Genomic DNA, 18,619 nt, shown 5'->3' on the forward strand with positions numbered 1-18,619 from the left:
GCGACCTTCCGGTGCGGGACTTTGGACAACGTTCCCGTAGCGGCGGAAAGGCGATCGCTGAACATTGCAGGACTCACGAACTCCACATCAGACCGCGCACGGGTGGGGAGTCAGCGACAACAGTGCAGGTTGGCCGCAGCGCCGCAAACGAGCGCGCCGACATAGCGCCCCGAAAAACCCGATGCTGCGTGCACGTGGCGAAGCCTAACAGAATTCGGCTGGCCGACCAGTTGGCGCGCAGCTCAATGGGTGAGAAGCCAGGTCACGATCACCAGCGCAACCAGCGTGACCAGAACCAACGTGACGTGCGACCTCGGCATCCGGGCTACCTGGGCGCCTGATCGGGGCGGCGGGCGCGGCGAATCAACTGAATGACCCGGCCGAGCAGGGCATCCAGCAATGCCGCGGTGAAATAGGCCAAAGCCAGCACGACCGGCATGACTGCCAACGCCTGCAGCGCGAACGGGAGTCCGGACAGCCACAGCTCGACGCCGTCCCACCAACTCAGGAACCCGTTCATCGGGCCCACACTATAGCGCCGGCAGGCAAAACCCCAGGTGTGTCGCGATTACGGTGACCGCCGACGCCAAACCGCGACACGGCACACGGCTGCTAGGCCCACCTGAGCACGCACCCAACTACGCCGGGCGCCGGGCGTGAAGTGGACGCCGAGCAAGTCGACAGATGATGATGTCGGCATGGTCCTGCACGCTCAACCCCCCGACCAATCGACCGAAACAGCCCGCGAGGCTAAAGCGTTGGCCGGGGCAACGGACGGGGCAACGGCCACATCCGCGGATCTGCACGCACCCATGGCTCTATCGTCCAGTTCGCCACTGCGCAACCCGTTTCCGCCGATCGCCGACTACGCGTTCTTGTCCGATTGGGAAACGACGTGCCTGATTTCGCCGGCGGGTTCGGTGGAGTGGCTGTGTGTGCCACGGCCGGACTCCCCCAGTGTGTTCGGCGCGATCCTGGACCGCAGCGCCGGCCATTTTCGTCTGGGCCCCTACGGTGTTTCGGTGCCTTCGGCGCGACGCTACCTTCCGGGCAGCCTGATCATGGAGACCACCTGGCAGACCCATACCGGCTGGCTGATCGTGCGAGACGCGCTGGTGATGGGTAAATGGCACGATATCGAACGGCGATCGCGGACCCACCGCCGCACCCCGATGGACTGGGACGCCGAGCACATCCTGTTGCGCACGGTGCGCTGCGTCAGCGGCACCGTTGAACTGATGATGAGCTGCGAGCCGGCGTTCGACTATCACCGCTTGGGCGCCACCTGGGAATACTCGGCCGAGGCTTACGGCGAGGCCATAGCCCGCGCCAACACGGAGCCCGACGCGCACCCGACGCTGCGGCTGACCACCAACCTGCGGATCGGGCTGGAGGGCCGGGAAGCACGCGCACGCACCCGGATGAAGGAGGGTGACGACGTGTTCGTCGCGCTGAGCTGGACCAAACACCCGCCGCCGCAGACCTACGACGAGGCCGCCGACAAGATGTGGCAAACCACCGAGTGCTGGCGGCAGTGGATCAACATCGGCAACTTCCCCGACCACCCATGGCGGGCGTACCTGCAGCGCAGCGCGCTAACCCTGAAGGGGTTGACCTACTCCCCCACCGGGGCGCTGCTCGCGGCGAGCACCACGTCGCTGCCGGAAACCCCGCGAGGCGAACGCAACTGGGACTACCGCTATGCCTGGATTCGCGACTCGACCTTCGCGCTGTGGGGGCTCTACACCCTGGGATTGGACCGGGAAGCCGACGACTTCTTTGCGTTCATCGCCGACGTGTCCGGCGCCAACAACAACGAACGCCATCCGCTGCAGGTGATGTACGGGGTGGGCGGTGAACGCAGCCTGGTCGAAGCGGAGCTGCACCATTTGTCCGGCTACGATCATGCCCGCCCGGTGCGCATCGGCAACGGCGCCTACAACCAGCGCCAACACGACATCTGGGGTTCGATCCTGGACTCGTTTTACCTGCACGCAAAGTCCCGCGAGCAAGTCCCGGAGAACCTATGGCCGGTGCTGAAGCGGCAGGTGGAAGAGGCCATCAAGCATTGGCGTGAGCCCGACCGGGGAATCTGGGAGGTGCGCGGCGAGCCGCAACACTTCACGTCGTCGAAGGTGATGTGCTGGGTCGCCTTGGACCGGGGGGCCAAACTGGCCGAGCGTCAGGGCGAGAAAAGCTACGCCCAGCAGTGGCGGGCCATCGCCGACGAGATCAAGGCCGACATTCTGGAACACGGGGTGGACTCGCGCGGCGTGTTCACCCAGCGCTACGGCGATGAGGCGTTGGACGCCTCACTGCTGCTGGTGGTGCTGACCCGATTCCTGCCGCCGGACGACCCGCGGGTGCGCAACACCGTGCTGGCCATCGCCGACGAGCTGACCGAGGACGGCCTGGTGTTGAGGTACCGGGTGCATGAGACCGACGACGGGCTTTCCGGCGAGGAAGGCACGTTCACCATCTGCTCGTTTTGGCTGGTATCGGCGCTGGTCGAGATCGGTGAGGTGGGCCGCGCCAAGCGGCTGTGCGAGCGGCTGTTGTCCTTCGCCAGCCCGCTGCTGCTCTACGCGGAGGAGATTGAGCCGCGGAGCGGGCGTCACCTGGGCAACTTCCCGCAGGCGTTCACCCACCTGGCACTGATCAACGCCGTGGTCCACGTGATTCGCGCCGAGGAGGAAGCCGACAGCTCGGGGATGTTTCAGCCCGCCAACGCCCCCATGTAGGACTTCCGATGCCGAGCAGACGCAAAATCGCCCAAATTCGGGCCGAAATGGGCGATTTTGCGTCTGCTCGGCAAGCGTCAACTCAATTCGCTGATCCTGTCCATCATCGCGTGTGCGATATCGACGGCGCTGGTGCTGATGTCGGCCGACCCCTGATCCGACGGGTGGGTGATGCCAAAGAAGGTGACCGCGACCTCGACCACGCAATTGCCCCGTACGCCGACGGCACGGGCCTGAGGGACGGACGCCAGTATGGAGTGCGTGCCGCGTCGCAGCGAGACCGTTGCCGCGACAACTGAATCCGCAACCCGGACGTCGGTGATGGAGCGTTGACCGAACGCGCTGGCGGGCACCGTCAGCGTTGTGCCATCACATTCCTTCCACTGCGCAGAAAACCTCGCGAACAGATCATCGGCGGCTGCCGCGGAAGGCAGGGCGACGACACCCTCATCGACGTCATCCACCTTCACCGAGGAACCGTCGTGTCGCCACGACACCCGGGCGACGCTTTTGACCTCGACGGACCGGTAAACGTTCCGCTGCGTCAGGTAACCGACGCCCACGCAGTCAGCGGGCCGAGCCGATACATCACTGTCTCCCAAACTGTCGCTGCCCCCGAACACCGGCGGGAAAGGTGGAAGGGCCTGAAACGGCTGGTTGAGGAGCGTTGACAGCGCAGCGCCGTCGAGCGGTACCCGCTGGATCAGTGAACCCATCAGCGGACGCGGCACTGCGTTCGGCGCCAGACCTGCTTTCCCGGTCGTCGTTGTGGTGCACCCGGCAGCGAGGAACACGGCAAACAGCGGAACCACCCAGCGCCAGCGGTTTGTCACTTCTTGCCTTTGTCCCCGGCGGCATCGGTGGACAATGCCGCGACGAAAGCCTCCTGTGGCACCTCGACGCGCCCGATGGTCTTCATCCGCTTCTTGCCTTCCTTCTGCTTCTCCAGCAGCTTGCGTTTGCGCGTGATGTCGCCGCCGTAGCACTTGGACAACACGTCCTTGCGGATCGCGCGGATGTTTTCGCGGGCAATGATTTTCGATCCGATGGCGGCCTGCACCGGCACCTCGAACTGCTGGCGCGGGATCAGCTCCTTGAGTTTGGTGGTCATCTTGTTGCCGTAGGCATACGCCGTGTCCTTGTGCACGATCGCGCTGAACGCATCCACCGCCTCGCCCTGCAGCAGGATGTCGACCTTGACCAGCGCGGCCTCCTGTTCGCCGGCCTCCTCGTAGTCGAGGCTGGCATAGCCGCGGGTGCGCGATTTCAGTGCGTCGAAGAAGTCGAAGATGATCTCGCCGAGCGGCATGGTGTAGCGCAGTTCCACCCGCTCGGGGGAGAGATAGTCCATGCCGCCCAACTCGCCGCGGCGCGACTGGCACAGCTCCATGATGGTGCCGATGAACTCGCTGGGCGCGATGATGGTGGTCTTGACGACGGGCTCGTAGACCGTGCGGATCTTGCCCTCCGGCCAGTCCGACGGATTGGTCACCCGGATTTCGGTGCCGTCGTCTTTGTGCACCCGATACACCACATTGGGTGAGGTCGAGATCAGGTCCAGGCCGAACTCGCGCTCAAGGCGCTCACGGGTGATCTCCATGTGCAGCAGGCCCAAGAAACCGCACCGGAACCCAAAACCCAGCGCCACCGAGGTTTCCGGCTCATAGGTCAAGGCCGCGTCGTTGAGCTGCAGCTTGTCCAGGGCGTCGCGCAGGTTCGGGTAGTCCGAACCGTCGACCGGATACAACCCCGAGTAGACCATCGGTTTGGGCTCACGGTAGCCGGTCAACGCTTCGGCGGCAGCCCCGCGGGCCCGGGAGAGGCTGGTCACGGTGTCGCCCACCTTGGACTGGCGGACGTCCTTGACGCCGGTGATCAGGTAACCCACCTCGCCGACACCGAGGCCCTCACACGGTTTCGGCTCGGGTGAGACGATGCCGACCTCAAGCAGCTCGTGGGTGGCGCCGGTGGACATCATCATGATGCGCTCACGGGGGCTGATCTTGCCGTCGACGACGCGGACGTAGGTCACCACTCCGCGGTAGATGTCGTAAACGGAGTCGAAAATCATTGCGCGGGTAGGTGCCTCGGCGTCGCCCTGAGGGGGCGGCACCTGTCGGACCACCTCGTCGAGCAGGTCGGACACGCCTTCGCCGGTTTTGCCGGACACCCGCAACACCTCGGCCGGCTCGCAGCCGATGATGTGTGCCATCTCGGCGGCGTAACGGTCCGGGTCGGCCGCGGGCAGGTCGATCTTGTTGAGCACCGGGATGATGTGCAGGTCGCGGTCCAACGCCAGGTAGAGGTTCGCCAGCGTCTGCGCCTCGATGCCTTGCGCGGCATCGACCAACAGCACCGCACCCTCGCAAGCCTCCAGCGCACGCGAGACTTCGTAGGTGAAGTCGACATGGCCCGGGGTGTCGATCAGATGCAGCACGTAGTCGGTCTTGTCGACCCGCCAGGGTAGCCGCACATTCTGGGCCTTGATGGTGATGCCGCGTTCCCGCTCGATGTCCATCCGATCCAAGTACTGGGCCCGCATAGAGCGTTCGTCGACCACGCCGGTGAGCTGCAGCATCCGGTCGGCCAACGTTGACTTGCCGTGGTCGATGTGGGCGATGATGCAAAAGTTCCTAATCTGCGCCGGCGCAGTGAAGGTTTTGTCGGCGAAACTGCTGATGGGAATCTCCTGGAGCGGGGGTTGACGGGTATCCAGGGTATCCGCGTCGGGCAGCTGCGACCCAATCGCGCTCGGTCGATCGCGTCTATGCTGCGAGCATGGCGTCCGCACGGAAGTCACAGTGGAAAACGTTGCAGCGCTTCGCGGAGAACCTGGTGTTCACTGAGGCTCCTAAGCTGGTGCGTCACCTGCAAAACACGCAGGAAACGCTTCGCACAATCCGGCAAGCCGTCAAGATCACCGCGAACATCATGACCACCGCCGTGCCGTCGCCACCGGCCGAAATTGCCGCGGGCCGGCCGGTGACCAGCACCAGCTGTCCCACCGCAGCGCGAGCCCGCAGACTTGTCTACGCCCCGGACCTCGATGGCCGGGCCGATCCCGGCGAGATCGTGTGGACTTGGGTGGCCTACGAGCAGGACCCCACCCGCGGCAAAGACCGACCCGTGCTCGTCGTGGGCCGAGACCGCAGCGTTCTGTTGGGGTTGCTGGTGTCCAGCCAGGAGCGCCATGCTGCCGACCGGGACTGGGTGGGAATCGGTTCTGGCGCTTGGGACTACGAGGGCCGAGAAAGCTGGGTACGGCTGGACCGGGTGCTCGACGTACCCGAGGAGAGTATCCGCCGCGAAGGCGCGATTCTGGAACGCGAGGTCTTCGACGTGGTAGCCGCCCGGCTGCGTGCCGACTACGCCTGGCGCTAAACCGGGCCGGGCGGCCAGCGCAATCGGCTGGGCAACGAGCCCCGATCAGGCCCCAATCAGCCCCGCCTGGCGACGACGCGGGCCGCCCAGCGGCCCGCTGAGGAGCCGGGCAGTCAGCCCCGCCCGGCGACGATGCGGGCCGCCCAGCGGCCCGCTGAGGAGCCGGGCAATCAGCCCTGAGTGATGTAGGACTGAAGCTGCTGCTGCTCGGCCTCGAGTTCTCCCATGCGCGATTTCACCACGTCACCGATGCTAACGATGCCGATCAGTTTCTTCCCGTCGAGCACCGGCACGTGGCGGACCCGGTTTTCGGTCATCAGCACACTGATCTTGTCGACCGTGTCGGATTTTGTACAGGTGGCGACGGTGGTCGACATAATCTTGGCGACCGGGCGAGACAGCACGCTGGCACCATACGTGTGTAGCTGGCGCACCACGTCGCGTTCCGACACAATACCGACCACGCCTTCGGCGCCGACCACTACCATGGCGCCGATGTTCTGCTCAGCGAGGCCAGCGAGCAGCTCCCCGACCGTGGCGTCGGGGTTGATCGTCACCACCGCCGCCCCCTTGTTCCGCAAGACGTCCGCGATGCGCATCAAGGCCTCCCGCCGGTGGTGAGCTGGTTCACACCAGGCTACGGCGAACTCGGGCGGCGGGAAAGCCGATACCGGAATATGCGGCATCTAGCACCCGAACCCGCAGGTGCCCGGCGGTCGGTAGCTGCGTAGCCCGGGCAGGAATTCGGCTGCCGACAACGCCCATGTCGGCCGCATCCTCGAGGCTAAAACTCGTTGGCCATCAGCCGAATCGGTCGATCGGGGCCGCTGGATCCATCGAGCTTGTCAGGATAGGGCCATGCTTGAGATCACGTTGCTCGGAACTGGGAGCCCCATTCCCGACCCGGACCGTGCCGGACCATCCACTCTGGTGCGGGCCGGCGCGCAGGCGTTCCTGGTGGACTGCGGTCGCGGCGTGCTGCAACGCGCGGCGGCCGTCGGTGTGGGCGCCGCAGGATTGTCGGCGGTGCTGCTCACCCATTTACACAGCGACCATATCGCCGAGCTCGGCGACGTGCTTATCACCAGTTGGGTCACCAACTTCGCTGCTGATCCCGCGCCCTTGCCGATCATCGGACCGCCGGGCACCGCCGAAGTGGTGGAGGCGACGTTGAAGGCATTCGGTCACGACATCGGCTATCGGATCGCCCACCACGCCGATCTGACGACACCACCACCGATCGAGGTGCACGAATACACCGCAGGCCCAGCTTGGGATCGCGACGGCGTGACAATCCGGGTGGCCCCTACCGATCATCGGCCGGTCACGCCGACGATCGGATTCCGGATCGAATCCGACGGTGCTTCGGTGGTGCTCGCCGGTGACACCGTTCCTTGTGACAGCCTCGACCAGCTGGCCGCCGGAGCGGATGCGTTGGTACACACGGTGATCCGCAAAGACATCGTCACGCAGATCCCGCAGCAACGGGTCAAGGACATCTGCGATTACCACTCGTCGGTGCAGGAAGCCGCCGCAACCGCGAACCGCGCAGGGGTGGGAACCCTGGTCATGACGCACTATGTGCCGGCTATCGGGCCCGGACAAGAAGAACAGTGGCGGGCGCTGGCCGCGACCGAGTTCAGCGGGCGGATCGAGGTCGGCAACGACCTACACCGAGTCGAGGTGCACCCGCGGCGCTAGCACGCCAGCTATGACCAACCAGCCCCGACACCAGGGCGATCGGTAAGGCAAGAAGTAGATCGCCCGAACCAGCGCCGGGTCCGTGCTGACCCTCGGGCGCCACACGGTCTTGCCCAGCAAACCGGTCAGCCCGGACGCTCCCGCCCGCCACGGTGCCGCCGGCCAACGCCGATCGTCGAACCCCACCCGGTCACTGAAAGCTGCCGCAGGCGGTTGGCTGATGCAACACCGCGGTGGCAATACGTGCAGCGCGACCGGCTCATCGCGGATCTACGGCGCAACCGCGGTGATCGGCGTCACGCCGCGGGTGCGACCCCCACGGGACCCCGGTTCCCACTGCTGTTTGGCGGTGAATCGCTGACACCGTGGACGGCGCCCAGCCGCGGCTGTTCGCGGTGGTGCAGCCGACCCGATTTCACGGAAACACAGGCTGTCATCAGCGAGGGAAACTATTCGCCGTGCAAAGCATTTCCATGGCGCCACACCGATAGCCGGCTTGTGCTGATCGCACGTCCCGATATCTTATGCAGTCGCGGTCCGGAGGCAATGCGGGCCAAAGCCGCCGATTTGGACTTGGCTGCGGCGGCAAAGACGGTCGGAGTGCAGCCCGCCGCCGATCAGGTGGCGGCGGCAATTGCCGCAATATTGCTGTCACACGCCCAGATCTACCAGGACATCAGCACACAGATGGCGGCATTCCACGACCAGCTCGTAGAGAACCGCACGGCAGATAGCACGTCGTACGCCAGCGCCGAGGCCAACGCCCAGCAGAGCCTGCTCAATGCGATGGATGCACCGAGCTGGCAACAGCGCCGAGAAACCGTCGGCGAGGTGGGGCTCCCAGCGGACCCAGCGGGATCCGGCACGGCGACGGCGGCAGTGGCGGCGGCGACGACGGCGCGGGCAGGAAGCCGTTCGGCCGCCCAGGCAACCGTGGCGCCTATCGGCGGGCTGAAACTCCGCCGCGAATCTGCGCTAAGCCAGCCGGGTGATCTCCACCACCACGTCGAGGTCGGTGACGCCCTCCCCAGAGTAGATCCCTTTCAGCGGGGAAACGTCGGTGTAGTCGCGGCCTACACCCACACTGATGTATTGCTCGGTGATCTCATTGTCATTGGTGGGGTCGTAGTGCCACCATCCACCGGTCCAGGCCTGAACCCAGGCATGGCTGCGCCCGTCTACCGTCTTTCCCACCACGGCATCACGCTTAGGGTGTAGATACCCAGACACGTACCGACAGGGAATTCCCATGCTGCGCAACACCATCAGCGACAAGTGCACGAAGTCCTGGCAGACGCCCTTGCCTTGTTCCAGCGCATCGAGCCCGGACGAGTGCACACTGGTGGTGCCCGGAATGTAGTCCAGCTCGCTGCGCGCCCACCGGGCGGCGGCGACTACGGCCTCGCTGGGCTCATGGCATTTCCTGATCCGCCTGCCGACGGCATCAACGCGGGCGCTTGCCGGGGTGTGCGGGGTTGGGCGGAGCACTTCGTCGAACCTGTCGATCACGGCCGTCGATTGCAGGTCGGCCCAGGTTGCCTTGGCGGCCAACGGCTCCGGGCGCTCGGTCTCCACCACCGACGAGGACGTCACCGTCAGTTCGGTGTGCGGCGCATGCAAGTCAAACGCCGTCACGGCAGTACCCCAATAATCGATATAGCGGTAGGAGCGGGTGGCCGGGATGGTTTCGACTCGGTTGAGGACGAGGTTCTGCCGCGAACTCGACCGAGGGGTCAGCCGGGCTTCGTTGTATGAGGCCGTCACCGGCGACTGGTAGACATATCCGGTGGTGTGCACCACCCGGGTTCGCCACATCAGGATTCCTCTTGGCTTCCGACGAGTTGGCCACGCTGGCCTGCATCCGACCACGCAACCCAGGGAGCTGCGTGAAAGTACTGCAGCGCCAATGCATCTCCGACATCACGACAGGTCGTCTGCAAGCCCGCCAGGCGGCTCTCCAAGGTCTCGAGCAGGACGCCGGGTTGCACGAATTCCAGCTCGCTGCGTGCTTGCCCTAACAACCGCTGTGCTTCGGTGGTCGCCCCGATCCGGCTGTGCGGATTGTGCATCAACTCGGCGAGATTGTGTTCGGCCAGCTTCAACGAGTGAAAGACCGAGCGCGGGAAAAGCCGGTCGAGCATCATGAACTCCACCACCCGGCCCGCGTCCAGCACACCGCGGTAGGTGCGCAGGTACGTGTCGTGCGCACCCGCCGAGCGCAGCAGCGTCACCCAGGCCGGCGACGATGCGCTATCCCCCACCCGTGACAGCAACAGCCGCACCGTCATGTCGACCCGCTCAATCGCGCGCCCAAGCAACATGAAGCGATATCCGTCGTCACGCAAAAGCGTCGAATCGGCCAGGCCGGCAAACATCGCCGCACGGCCCTCGATGAACGACAGAAACTCGTGCGGCCCAAGGCGTTTGGCAGCGCGTTCGCGTTCAGGCAGGGCGTTATAGGTGGTGTTGAGACACTCCCACGTCTCGCTGGAGGTGACTTCCCGCGCCGATTTTGCGTTTTCCCGTGCCGCCGAGATCGCGTCGACAATGGAAGAACCACCCTGGCTATTGGTGCTGAAAGCCACCAGGTCCGTCAAGGACCAGACATCCAGCTCGTGGTCGGGCGGCTCGATGCCCAGCACCCGCAGCAGCAGCCGGGAGGCCTGGTCGGGATCGACACTGGAATCCTCGAGCAATTGATGCACCGCGACGTCGAGAATGCGCGCGGTGTCGTCGGCGCGCTCGACGTAGCGACCGATCCAATACAGTGCTTCGGCGTTGCGGGCGAGCATCAGTGGAACGCCTGCTGTTGTTGTTGCTGCTGCTGTTGCGGTTGTTGGTCGTGCGGTTCATACCCGGACGCGTCCACCGTTGGGTCGCACAGCGGCTGCGGCAGCGAACGCACAATCTGTGCAGCGCCCAACTCGCGGGCGGCCGCCGAAGCGCGCGGGGCCAGCACCCAGGTGTCCTTGGAGCCGCCGCCTTGGCTGGAGTTGACCACCCGGGAACCCTCAACCAACGCCACTCGGGTCAGCCCGCCCGGCAGCACCCATACCTCGTTACCGTCGTTGACCGCGAACGGCCGCAAGTCCACGTAGCGGGGCGCCAGCGTGCCTTCGATCCGGGTCGGCACGGTCGACAGTTCCATCATCGGCTGCGCGATCCAGCTGCGGGGATCGTCGCGGATCTTTTGGCTAACGGCCGCCAATTCGGCCTGAGAGGCTTCCGGGCCGAACACGATGCCGTAACCACCGGATCCCTCGACCGGCTTGAGGACCAATTCGCGGATCCGGTCCAACACCTCTTCGCGTTCGTCATCCAGCCAGCATCGGAGGGTTTCCACGTTCGCCAGCAGCGGCTTTTCGTGGAGGTAGTACTCGATCATGGTCGGCACGTACGTGTAGACGAGTTTGTCGTCACCGACTCCGTTGCCGATCGCACTGGACAGCACGACGTTGCCGGCCCGGGCAGCGTTGACCAATCCGGCCACCCCGAGCACCGAATCGGCACGGAACTGCAGCGGATCCAGGAAGGCGTCATCAATGCGCCGATAGATGACGTCGACCTGGCGCTCCCCCTCGGTGGTGCGCATGTATACCTGGTTGTCTCGACAGAACAGGTCGCGGCCCTCGACCAATTCGACACCCATCTGCCGGGCCAGCAATGAATGCTCGAAATACGCCGAGTTGTAGACCCCAGGGGTCAGAACCACGACCGTGGGGTCGGCCTCGTTGGTGGCCGCCGAGTTGCGCAGCGCGCGCAGCAGGTGCGAAGCGTAGTCATCGACCGCCCGCACCCGATGGGTGGCGAACAGGTTCGGAAAGACCCGCGCCATGGTGCGCCGGTTCTCCATCACATACGACACCCCCGACGGCGAGCGCAGGTTGTCCTCGAGAACCCGAAAGTCGCCGCGGTGGTCGCGGATCAGGTCGATGCCGGCGACGTGGATTCGCACACCGTTGGGTGGCACGATCCCGACTGCCTGACGGTGAAAGTGCTCACAGGAGGTCACCAACCGGCGCGGGATGACACCGTCGCGCAGAATCTCCTGATCACCATAGATGTCGTCGAGGTAGCACTCGAGGGCCTTGACCCGCTGGGTGATGCCACGTTCCAGTCGGGTCCACTCGGGGGCCGAAATGACCCGTGGCACCAGGTCGAGCGGGAACGGCCGCTCCTGGCCCGACAGCGAAAACGTGATGCCCTGGTCGATGAACGCACGCCCCAGCGCATCAGCGCGGGCCTTGAGTTCGGACGCGTCCGACGGCGCCAGCTCGGCGTAGATACCTTTGTAGGGGCCGCGGACAATGCCCTGGGCATCGAACATTTCGTCGAAGGCCATCGCATAGACGTCCGACGTGTTGTAGCCGCCGAAGATGCGTTCGCCGCGTGTGGGCGACCGCCGCCGGGTCTCGTTGAGTTGGTTTGGCAGACTCACGCGTCTCATGCTGCCTCAAATTCGACATTCCGGCAGACCACAGATTCCGCTTTTGGGCGAAAACGTAACCGACTGATAACCTGGGCAGCCGAATCACACCGACAAAGGGAACTTGCACGTGGCCAACATCAAGTCGCAGCAGAAGCGCAACCGCACCAACGAGCGCGCCCGGCTGCGCAACAAGGCGGTGAAGTCCTCGCTTCGTACCGCTGTCCGTGCCTTCCGCGAAGCTGCCCATGCAGGCGACAAGGCAAAGGCCGCGGAACTGCTGGCGTCGACCAACCGCAAGCTGGACAAGGCGGCCAGCAAGGGCGTGATCCACAAAAACCAGGCCGCCAACAAGAAGTCGGCACTGGCCCAGGCGCTCAACAAGCTCTGACAGCCACCTGCCGACTCATCGGCCGCGGTCGGCCACCAACTCGGCGACCTGCCGGACCGCGGATTCCAGCGCGTAGTCCGCATCCGCGACGGCGCCCTTGACGTTAGCATTGAGTTCGGCCACCAACCTCATCGCGGTCGCCACCGTGTCACGCGACCACCGCCGAGCCTGCTTCTGGGCTTTCTGCACCCGCCAGGGCGGCATCCCCAGTTGTGCGGCCAGGCGGTACGGGTCGCCGGACTGCGGCCCGACCCGGCCGATGGTGTGCACGGCTTCGGCGAGCGCATCGGCCAACACCACTAGCGGCTCACCGCGCATCATCGCCCACCGCAACGCTTCGGCAGCTCCCGCCACGTCGCCGGCTACCGCCTTGTCGGCGATGTCGAAGCCCCTCACCTCGGCTTTGCCGCTGTGATAGCGCCGTACAGCGGCGGCGTCGACGGCTCCTCCGGTATCGGCGACCAGCTGTGAACAGGCCGAGGCGAGTTCGCGCACGTCGGAGCCGACGGCGTCCAGCAGGGCGGTCACGGTCTCGTCGTCGACCTTGACCCGCAGCGACGCGAACTCGCTACGGATGAAGTCGGCGCGCTCACTGACCTTGGTGATCCGCGCGCACGGATGAACCTGCGCACCCATCGACCGCAGCTGGTTGGCCAGCGATTTGGCGCGCCCGCCACCCGAGTGGACCACTACCAGCACGGTGCCGGCCGGAAGATCGGCGGCGGCCGACTCGATTACCGCGGCAGCGTCCTTGCCCGCCTCCGCAGCGGCCCCCAGCACAACGATCCGCTCCTCGGCGAACAGTGACGGGCTCAGCAGTTCGGCGAGCTCATAGGCACCGACGTCACCCGCGCGCATTCGGCTCACCGGGACGTCGGCTGTACCTGCCCGCTGCCGAGCCGAGCGCAACACGTCGGCCACCGCCCTTTCGACCAGCAGTTCTTCGTCTCCCAGGACCAGGTGCAACGGCTTAGCCTCGCTCACCCCACGATGGTGTCACGAAGGGCCGACCAGCCCGGACAGCGACCAGGCAAGCAGACATATGACGGCCACCGCCATCGTTTTGCACATGGCCGCGCGAAACCAGCGCCAGCGCCACTGCGCAACCGTGAACACGGTGGCGCCACCGACCAGCAGTACGCCGGGCAGACCTGCGGCCACCGGAACGGTCGCCGCGGGCACACCCGACGCCCAATGCGCCACGCGCAACACCCACCACACTTCGGGCCCGGTGAACCGGATCAGCACCTGCGCGCCGGCCGGCCACGGCACGACCAGCACGGCCGCAACGCTGCCCAGCACGGTGATCGGCGCGATCACGGCCGCCACCGCCAGATTGGCCACCACGGCCACCAGACTGACCCGGCCGGAGATGGCGGCCACCAGTGGCGCCGTCACCAGCTGCGCGGCCGCCGCGACTGCGAGGGCATCGGCCAGCACCTTCGGACATCCGCGGTCGACCAAGCGGCGTGACCAAACCGGCGCGATGACGACCAGTGCACCCGTGGCCGCCACGGACAGCGCGAAGCCGATGTCCACAGCAAGATGGGGAGCGGCAGCCAGCAAAACCAGCACGCTACCCGACAAAGCTGGAATCGCCTGCCGCCGGCGCGCAGACAGCATCCCCACGAGGGCAATGGCGCCCATCACAGCTGCCCGCAACACGCTGGCCGTCGGCTGCACCAGGATGACGAATGCCACCAACGCGACGGCCGCGCACACCACGGCCGCACGCGGTCCGATCAACCGTGCCGAAACCAGCGCCGCCGCACACACGATCGTGACATTGGCCCCCGAGACCGCCGTCAAGTGCGTCAGGCCCGCCGCACGGAACTCGCGGCTGGTTAAGGCGGTGACCGTCGAGGTATCGCCGAGAACCAGGGCCGGCAACATCGTGGCCTGGTCAGCGGGCAGCACCTCACGAACCGCGGCCGCGAATCGATGGCGGACGATGTGAGCGGCGCGGTGTACCGGGCCGGCACGGCCCACGGTCGGCCGACCGGTCGCATTGAACACCGCGACCGTCAGGTCGTGACGCGCCGGGCGACTGATACGCGCGCGGAACTGGACGGGCTGTCCGACCATCAGCTCGCCGAAGTCCAGCGCTCGCGCGAAAACCACTACCCGGCCGGATGTCTCGTCATCCCGCAGCCGTTGAACCGTCGCCCGGAACATCAACCGGCCCCGCCCCAGCGACACTGGGCTCTCGCTGGGGGTGACCGTGACCAGCGCGGAGGTGCCAAATGCCACGGTGATTGGGTGGCGATCGACCGCCTCGGAGCGCAACGCGACCGCAAGCCCGTACCCCGCGCCCACCATACCGACCGCGACCAGGCCGGCGCTGATCGAACCCAGTCGCGGAGCGTGCCACGACCGGCGCGCCACACACCACCACAGTGCGCCGCCGCCGAGGGCCACCACGACGCAGCACAAGGCACACACGTTGCCGATCGGCCACACGATCCCGGCCGCCGTCACAATCCAGCTGACCAGCGCCGCCGGGACCAGGCGTACGTCCAAACGGGACGCGCCGAAGCCCATATGGCGCACCGGTATCAGACACGGACCAGATTGCGCAGCTTGTCCAGCCGCGCCGGACCGATGCCGTCGACGTCGGCAAGCTGGTCGACGCTGGTGAACCTACCATTGCGCTGCCGCCACGCCACAATCGCTGCGGCGGTGACCGGCCCGATGCCGGGCAGGGCGTCCAGCTGCTCCACGGTCGCAGTGTTGAGGTCGAGCACCTCAGCTGTCTTAGGAGCTGTCTTAGGGCCTGTCGTGGCTGTGCCCGAGGTACCCGCCGGTCCCGGCGTCCCCGCACCGACCGAGCTGCCCAGCACCCTCGGCTGTCCCGAGGGCGGAGCTAGCCCGACCACGATCTGCTCACCGTCACCAAGCTGCCGAGCCATGTTCAGTCCGACGGTGTCCGCGCCGTCTACCGCTCCGCCGGCGGCCTGTAGCGCATCGGCGATCCGCGCGCCCGGCGCCAGGGTGACGAGTCCTGGGGTGTGCACCAGGCCAACCACGCTGACCACCACCGGCAGGCCGGAACGGTCCGGCGAGCCCGGGCTTGCCGACGACCTAGGGTTCGTCGGCGAAACCGGCTCTACCGGAGGAAGTTTGGCTGACATTACCGGCTCAGTCCGGTCGCGGATCAAGGTGAATACCGTCACCAGCACCGCGAGGGCGGCGATCACCGCCAATGCGACGGCGCCGGCACGGCCCGGATCTGCGCGTATCCTGTCCGCCCAACCTTGCCCACGGGAAGTGTCGGGAAGCCAGCGCGGCAGCAGCGAGTTCGGATCGTCGCGTGGCTCGTCGTGGTCTGGACCGTCGTCCGTTGGATCGTGTGGCTCCGGGTCTAAGTGTGCAGATGCGGCGTGCGAGTCGATATCCGGGACGGCACCGAGCCGCCTTTGCAGTCGCTCGGCGGGCAGTTCTGTTCGCATGGGCCGACCGTAGCTGCGGGGACCGCCAGAACCGGCGCGCACGACGGCGTCGCGCTGCCCTGCTGTGGATCAATCCGAGGCTGTGGACAAGCCGCTTTGGCGATGGATCAAGATGGGACAAACCGCGCCAACATCCCCGAACAACCAGCACCGGGCTGCGACGTCCATCCGGACTCGGCTCACCGCGATCGAGAGTGTACTCGGCAACGCGATCCGCGAGTGCTGAGCCGCGCGGCCGATCCCCATCCATGGCGTGTGGCGACCGAAGCCGGCGCGCAGCACGCGGGTCGCTGACCACGCCGAAAAGCCCGTCAGCCTAGCGCCGGCCTAGCACGGCCTTCAGAACTCGAACGCGGTCTGGACGGGAACATCACTGGCAAACGCCGCGTCGAGTCGACGAAGCAGCTGGGAATCTTTGGTGCGCAACCGGTTAGCGGCGGCTAACGTCGAAGCGCGGTGCGCTCCAAGGTAAAGGCTGCCCAGTACGTCCCGATCCATTTCGATCTCGGCTGCCGCATCGGTCGGGGTACACCGCGCACGGCCGTCACCGATCTTGAGCGCGAACCGGCCGCCATCGGATACCTCGAGGACCGTGGAAAACTCGCCAACTTCGTGAGCGTAACCACGCGCCTCGAGTGCGGCCGGTACGTTCATGATGCGCAACCACAGGCCGTCCTGGCGCCAGGTAGTGCGGGCCAGTCGGGTATCGGTGAGCAGGTGGGGTAACGGGTCCTGTGGATGGGTGATGATGCTGATTCGCTCCATGGAGTCGAGGCCAATCAGGGCCCGCCACAACGCACAATGCGCATCTGCGGTTACCGCCCTGAGTTCGCTGACGCGCGCTAGCTTGAGATCGGTGCGATCCACCCGGTACAGCGCGTACCCGTCGGGATGCAGTAACGCGAACGATTCACGGTCTCCACCGGGCGCGGCTTTGCATTCTGCCAGCAGCTCGTCCCAGAGCACCTGCGGGCGTAGCAGCCCGCCCGGCACCTGCTGGCGCCATCGCTCGTAGATCGCCTCAAACTCGCCGCGATGCTCGGTGGGTCTGACCAACCGGACGCTGCTGCCACCTAGGCCGCCGCCCGGTGCGTCGGCGTGAAAGCGCGCGAAGCGTCGGTCGACCGTCAGCTCATGCAAGGTGGTAGCGGGCCCGTAGCCGAACCGGCCGTAGATGCCGCCCTCGCTAGCATGCAGTGCCGCGACCGGATAGCCGGAATCGGCTATGCGGCGGTGCAGTTCGGCGCACATCGCGCGCAGCAAGCCGCGCCGGCGATGCGTCGGCGCCACCGCGACGAAACTGAGACCGGCGGTCGGGAGCACCACTTCACCAGGCACCGTCAACCGCAGATCCATGTACAGCGCCATCCCGACCACCTCAGAACCCGGGCCGGCACCATCGCGGACCACCACCGCTCCGTCGGTGGGCACCAGGGTCCGCCAGGCGGTCGCTGATTCAGGGCCGATGAAATCGGTGAAACTGGCCGCGGCCAGTAGGAACATCCCCGGCCAGTCGTCCTCGGTCGGGCTACACAGGGTCACAGTCACAGAATCCGACTGTGGCATATGCCGCGGCCACGTGCACGTGAATATTACGACGACAGTGTCTGGCAAAGGATCACGCGATGCGGGTAGCCCCGCCAGCGTGACGCCACTGCGAGAATCAGCGACGAATTTCGCCGTGACGTTACGCTGGCGGCGACGCTCCCACGTCGACGCATACCCCGACGGCTCCGGCACCGACGTGCAGAGCAAGTACCGGTCCCATGGCGGTCACCATGGCCGGCTCACACGCCGGCAGCCGCTCCGCCAGCGCCGCCGCCACGTCGTTCGCAGCTGCCGGGTCGGCGACGTGATGCACCGCGAGAGCGGCGGGGCGGTCGCCGACAAGCTGGCAAACCCGGTCGATCATCACCGCCGTCGCGTTGCTCACAGTGCGAACCCGTTGGACCAGAACAAGTTTTCCGTCGTCGACTGACAGCAGCGGCTTGAGCGCCAGCGCGGTGCCCAACCATGCCTTGGCCCCACTGATGCGCCCGCTGCGGCGCAGATTGTCCAACCGCGCTACAGCGACGAACGCGTGAATCCGGCTTACCGCCGCAGCCGCTGCGCGCGCGACCGTATCCAGCTCATCGCCTGCGGCGGCTGCCCGCCCGGCCGCCAGTGCCGCGAAACCGACGCCCATCGCGGCCGACCTCGAGTCGATCACCCTAACGGCGGGACCTAGTTCCGCCGCGGTCAGCTCGGCGGCTCGAAAGGTACCCGACAGCGCCGACGAAATGTGCACCGCCACTACCCCGTCGCCGCCACTGTCCGCCAACGCCCGTTGGTAGGCGGCGGACAGCTCAACCGGGGTCGCCCCAGCGGTGGTGGCGTGGCGCTTGTGGATGTCATCGGGGATTTCGTCCACACCGTCGCGCAGGTCGAGGCCGTCAAGCAAGATATGCAGCGGGACCTGGCGGATCGACCACTGTTCGCGCAGGTCGGCCGGCAGTCGACACGACGTATCGGTCACCACCACAACGGTCAC

Annotated in this window: 17 protein-coding genes and 1 pseudogene; 6 read left to right on the forward strand and 12 right to left on the reverse strand. The window is 66.2% G+C overall.

The features are described from left to right. The first annotated feature begins 11 nt into the window (after positions 1 to 11). Positions 12 to 341, forward strand: coding sequence for a hypothetical protein (locus FF952_RS12750; protein WP_003900513.1), 330 nt, complete (start codon positions 12 to 14; stop codon positions 339 to 341). Here the strand turns inward: FF952_RS12750 and FF952_RS12755 are convergent. Continuing rightward, positions 326 to 529, reverse strand: a complete 204-nt coding sequence (locus FF952_RS12755) for a hypothetical protein (RefSeq protein ID WP_003412337.1) — start codon at positions 527 to 529, stop codon at positions 326 to 328. The genes FF952_RS12750 and FF952_RS12755 overlap by 16 nt on opposite strands. A gap of 169 nt (positions 530 to 698) precedes the next feature. Here FF952_RS12755 and FF952_RS12760 point away from each other — a divergent pair, with 169 nt between their 5' ends. Then, the gene (locus FF952_RS12760) at positions 699 to 2,741 is read left to right on the forward strand and encodes a glycoside hydrolase family 15 protein (protein WP_003913344.1); all 2,043 of its coding nucleotides are present in this window, start codon (positions 699 to 701) and stop codon (positions 2,739 to 2,741) included. A 77-nt stretch (positions 2,742 to 2,818) separates the two neighbouring features. On the opposite strand, the gene FF952_RS12765 is transcribed toward FF952_RS12760, so the two are convergent. Both FF952_RS12765 and lepA read right to left on the reverse strand, forming a co-directional pair. After that, a complete protein-coding gene (locus FF952_RS12765) occupies positions 2,819 to 3,574 on the reverse strand; it encodes a sensor domain-containing protein (RefSeq protein ID WP_003412341.1) in 756 nt (251 codons plus the stop codon). Further along, complete coding sequence (gene lepA, locus FF952_RS12770) at positions 3,571 to 5,532, reverse strand: translation elongation factor 4 (protein WP_003900516.1); 1,962 nt, start codon at positions 5,530 to 5,532, stop codon at positions 3,571 to 3,573. Before lepA ends, FF952_RS12765 begins: the two co-directional genes overlap by 4 nt. Between lepA and FF952_RS12775 the strand changes: the two genes are divergently transcribed. Beyond that, positions 5,520 to 6,122: a type II toxin-antitoxin system PemK/MazF family toxin gene (locus FF952_RS12775; protein WP_003899311.1), complete on the forward strand. Its 603-nt coding sequence runs from the start codon at positions 5,520 to 5,522 to the stop codon at positions 6,120 to 6,122. The genes lepA and FF952_RS12775 overlap by 13 nt on opposite strands. A gap of 170 nt (positions 6,123 to 6,292) precedes the next feature. Here FF952_RS12775 and FF952_RS12780 read toward each other — a convergent pair whose 3' ends face one another. Then, a complete protein-coding gene (locus tag FF952_RS12780) occupies positions 6,293 to 6,721 on the reverse strand; it encodes a CBS domain-containing protein (RefSeq protein WP_003412347.1) in 429 nt (142 codons plus the stop codon). A 259-nt stretch (positions 6,722 to 6,980) separates the two neighbouring features. Between FF952_RS12780 and FF952_RS12785 the strand changes: the two genes are divergently transcribed. After that, positions 6,981 to 7,823: an Rv2407 family type 3 sulfatase gene (locus FF952_RS12785; protein WP_003412350.1), complete on the forward strand. Its 843-nt coding sequence runs from the start codon at positions 6,981 to 6,983 to the stop codon at positions 7,821 to 7,823. Positions 7,824 to 8,369: 546 nt separating this feature from the next. After that, positions 8,370 to 8,573: pseudogene (locus tag FF952_RS12790) on the forward strand (PE family protein); the annotation flags it as partial. 225 nt (positions 8,574 to 8,798) lie between these two features. Here FF952_RS12790 and FF952_RS12795 read toward each other — a convergent pair. From FF952_RS12795 to FF952_RS12805, 3 genes are read right to left on the reverse strand one after another with little or no spacing between them, the layout of a single operon-like run. Beyond that, the gene (locus FF952_RS12795; RefSeq protein ID WP_003412357.1) at positions 8,799 to 9,638 is read right to left on the reverse strand and encodes a transglutaminase-like domain-containing protein; all 840 of its coding nucleotides are present in this window, start codon (positions 9,636 to 9,638) and stop codon (positions 8,799 to 8,801) included. Continuing rightward, the gene (locus FF952_RS12800) at positions 9,638 to 10,615 is read right to left on the reverse strand and encodes an alpha-E domain-containing protein (protein ID WP_003412359.1); all 978 of its coding nucleotides are present in this window, start codon (positions 10,613 to 10,615) and stop codon (positions 9,638 to 9,640) included. The genes FF952_RS12795 and FF952_RS12800 overlap by 1 nt, the downstream gene beginning before the upstream one ends. Next, entirely contained in the window at positions 10,615 to 12,270 is a 1,656-nt protein-coding gene (locus tag FF952_RS12805; RefSeq protein ID WP_003412363.1) for a circularly permuted type 2 ATP-grasp protein, read from the reverse strand. The genes FF952_RS12800 and FF952_RS12805 overlap by 1 nt, the downstream gene beginning before the upstream one ends. Before the next feature lie 109 nt (positions 12,271 to 12,379). On the opposite strand from FF952_RS12805, the gene rpsT reads away from it, so the two are divergent. Next, positions 12,380 to 12,640, forward strand: a complete 261-nt coding sequence (gene rpsT / locus FF952_RS12810; RefSeq protein ID WP_003899314.1) for a 30S ribosomal protein S20 — start codon at positions 12,380 to 12,382, stop codon at positions 12,638 to 12,640. A gap of 15 nt (positions 12,641 to 12,655) precedes the next feature. Here rpsT and holA read toward each other — a convergent pair whose 3' ends face one another. The 5 genes from holA to FF952_RS12835 all read right to left on the reverse strand — a co-directional run bounded on the left by holA (position 12,656) and on the right by FF952_RS12835 (position 18,619). Beyond that, positions 12,656 to 13,606 (reverse strand): DNA polymerase III subunit delta, encoded by a 951-nt coding sequence (gene holA / locus FF952_RS12815; protein ID WP_003903885.1) that lies wholly within the window; start codon positions 13,604 to 13,606, stop codon positions 12,656 to 12,658. A 30-nt stretch (positions 13,607 to 13,636) separates the two neighbouring features. After that, positions 13,637 to 15,181 (reverse strand): ComEC/Rec2 family competence protein, encoded by a 1,545-nt coding sequence (locus tag FF952_RS12820; RefSeq protein WP_003412371.1) that lies wholly within the window; start codon positions 15,179 to 15,181, stop codon positions 13,637 to 13,639. A gap of 14 nt (positions 15,182 to 15,195) precedes the next feature. Beyond that, positions 15,196 to 16,089 (reverse strand): ComEA family DNA-binding protein, encoded by an 894-nt coding sequence (locus FF952_RS12825; RefSeq protein ID WP_003412373.1) that lies wholly within the window; start codon positions 16,087 to 16,089, stop codon positions 15,196 to 15,198. 339 nt (positions 16,090 to 16,428) lie between these two features. Beyond that, positions 16,429 to 17,655: an enhanced intracellular survival protein Eis gene (locus FF952_RS12830; RefSeq protein ID WP_003412375.1), complete on the reverse strand. Its 1,227-nt coding sequence runs from the start codon at positions 17,653 to 17,655 to the stop codon at positions 16,429 to 16,431. 121 nt (positions 17,656 to 17,776) lie between these two features. Continuing rightward, the gene (locus tag FF952_RS12835) at positions 17,777 to 18,619 is read right to left on the reverse strand and encodes a DegV family protein (RefSeq protein ID WP_003412381.1); all 843 of its coding nucleotides are present in this window, start codon (positions 18,617 to 18,619) and stop codon (positions 17,777 to 17,779) included.

This window comes from Mycobacterium tuberculosis complex sp. N0072 (genome assembly GCF_030323725.1).
Taxonomy (GTDB): domain Bacteria; phylum Actinomycetota; class Actinomycetes; order Mycobacteriales; family Mycobacteriaceae; genus Mycobacterium; species Mycobacterium tuberculosis.

What these genes read in the sequence shown, in the direction of transcription:
- FF952_RS12800 (WP_003412359.1), bottom strand. Translation starts at nt 10,615, where the DNA reads ATGCTCGCCCGCAACGCCGAAGCACTGTATTGGATCGGTCGCTACGTC.
- FF952_RS12795 (WP_003412357.1), bottom strand. Translation starts at nt 9,638, where the DNA reads ATGTGGCGAACCCGGGTGGTGCACACCACCGGATATGTCTACCAGTCG.
- FF952_RS12830 (WP_003412375.1), bottom strand. Translation starts at nt 17,655, where the DNA reads ATGCCACAGTCGGATTCTGTGACTGTGACCCTGTGTAGCCCGACCGAG.
- FF952_RS12820 (WP_003412371.1), bottom strand. Translation starts at nt 15,181, where the DNA reads ATGGGCTTCGGCGCGTCCCGTTTGGACGTACGCCTGGTCCCGGCGGCG.
- FF952_RS12785 (WP_003412350.1), top strand. Translation starts at nt 6,981, where the DNA reads ATGCTTGAGATCACGTTGCTCGGAACTGGGAGCCCCATTCCCGACCCG.
- FF952_RS12780 (WP_003412347.1), bottom strand. Translation starts at nt 6,721, where the DNA reads ATGCGCATCGCGGACGTCTTGCGGAACAAGGGGGCGGCGGTGGTGACG.
- FF952_RS12805 (WP_003412363.1), bottom strand. Translation starts at nt 12,270, where the DNA reads ATGAGACGCGTGAGTCTGCCAAACCAACTCAACGAGACCCGGCGGCGG.
- FF952_RS12775 (WP_003899311.1), top strand. Translation starts at nt 5,520, where the DNA reads ATGGCGTCCGCACGGAAGTCACAGTGGAAAACGTTGCAGCGCTTCGCG.
- FF952_RS12825 (WP_003412373.1), bottom strand. Translation starts at nt 16,089, where the DNA reads ATGCGAACAGAACTGCCCGCCGAGCGACTGCAAAGGCGGCTCGGTGCC.
- FF952_RS12760 (WP_003913344.1), top strand. Translation starts at nt 699, where the DNA reads ATGGTCCTGCACGCTCAACCCCCCGACCAATCGACCGAAACAGCCCGC.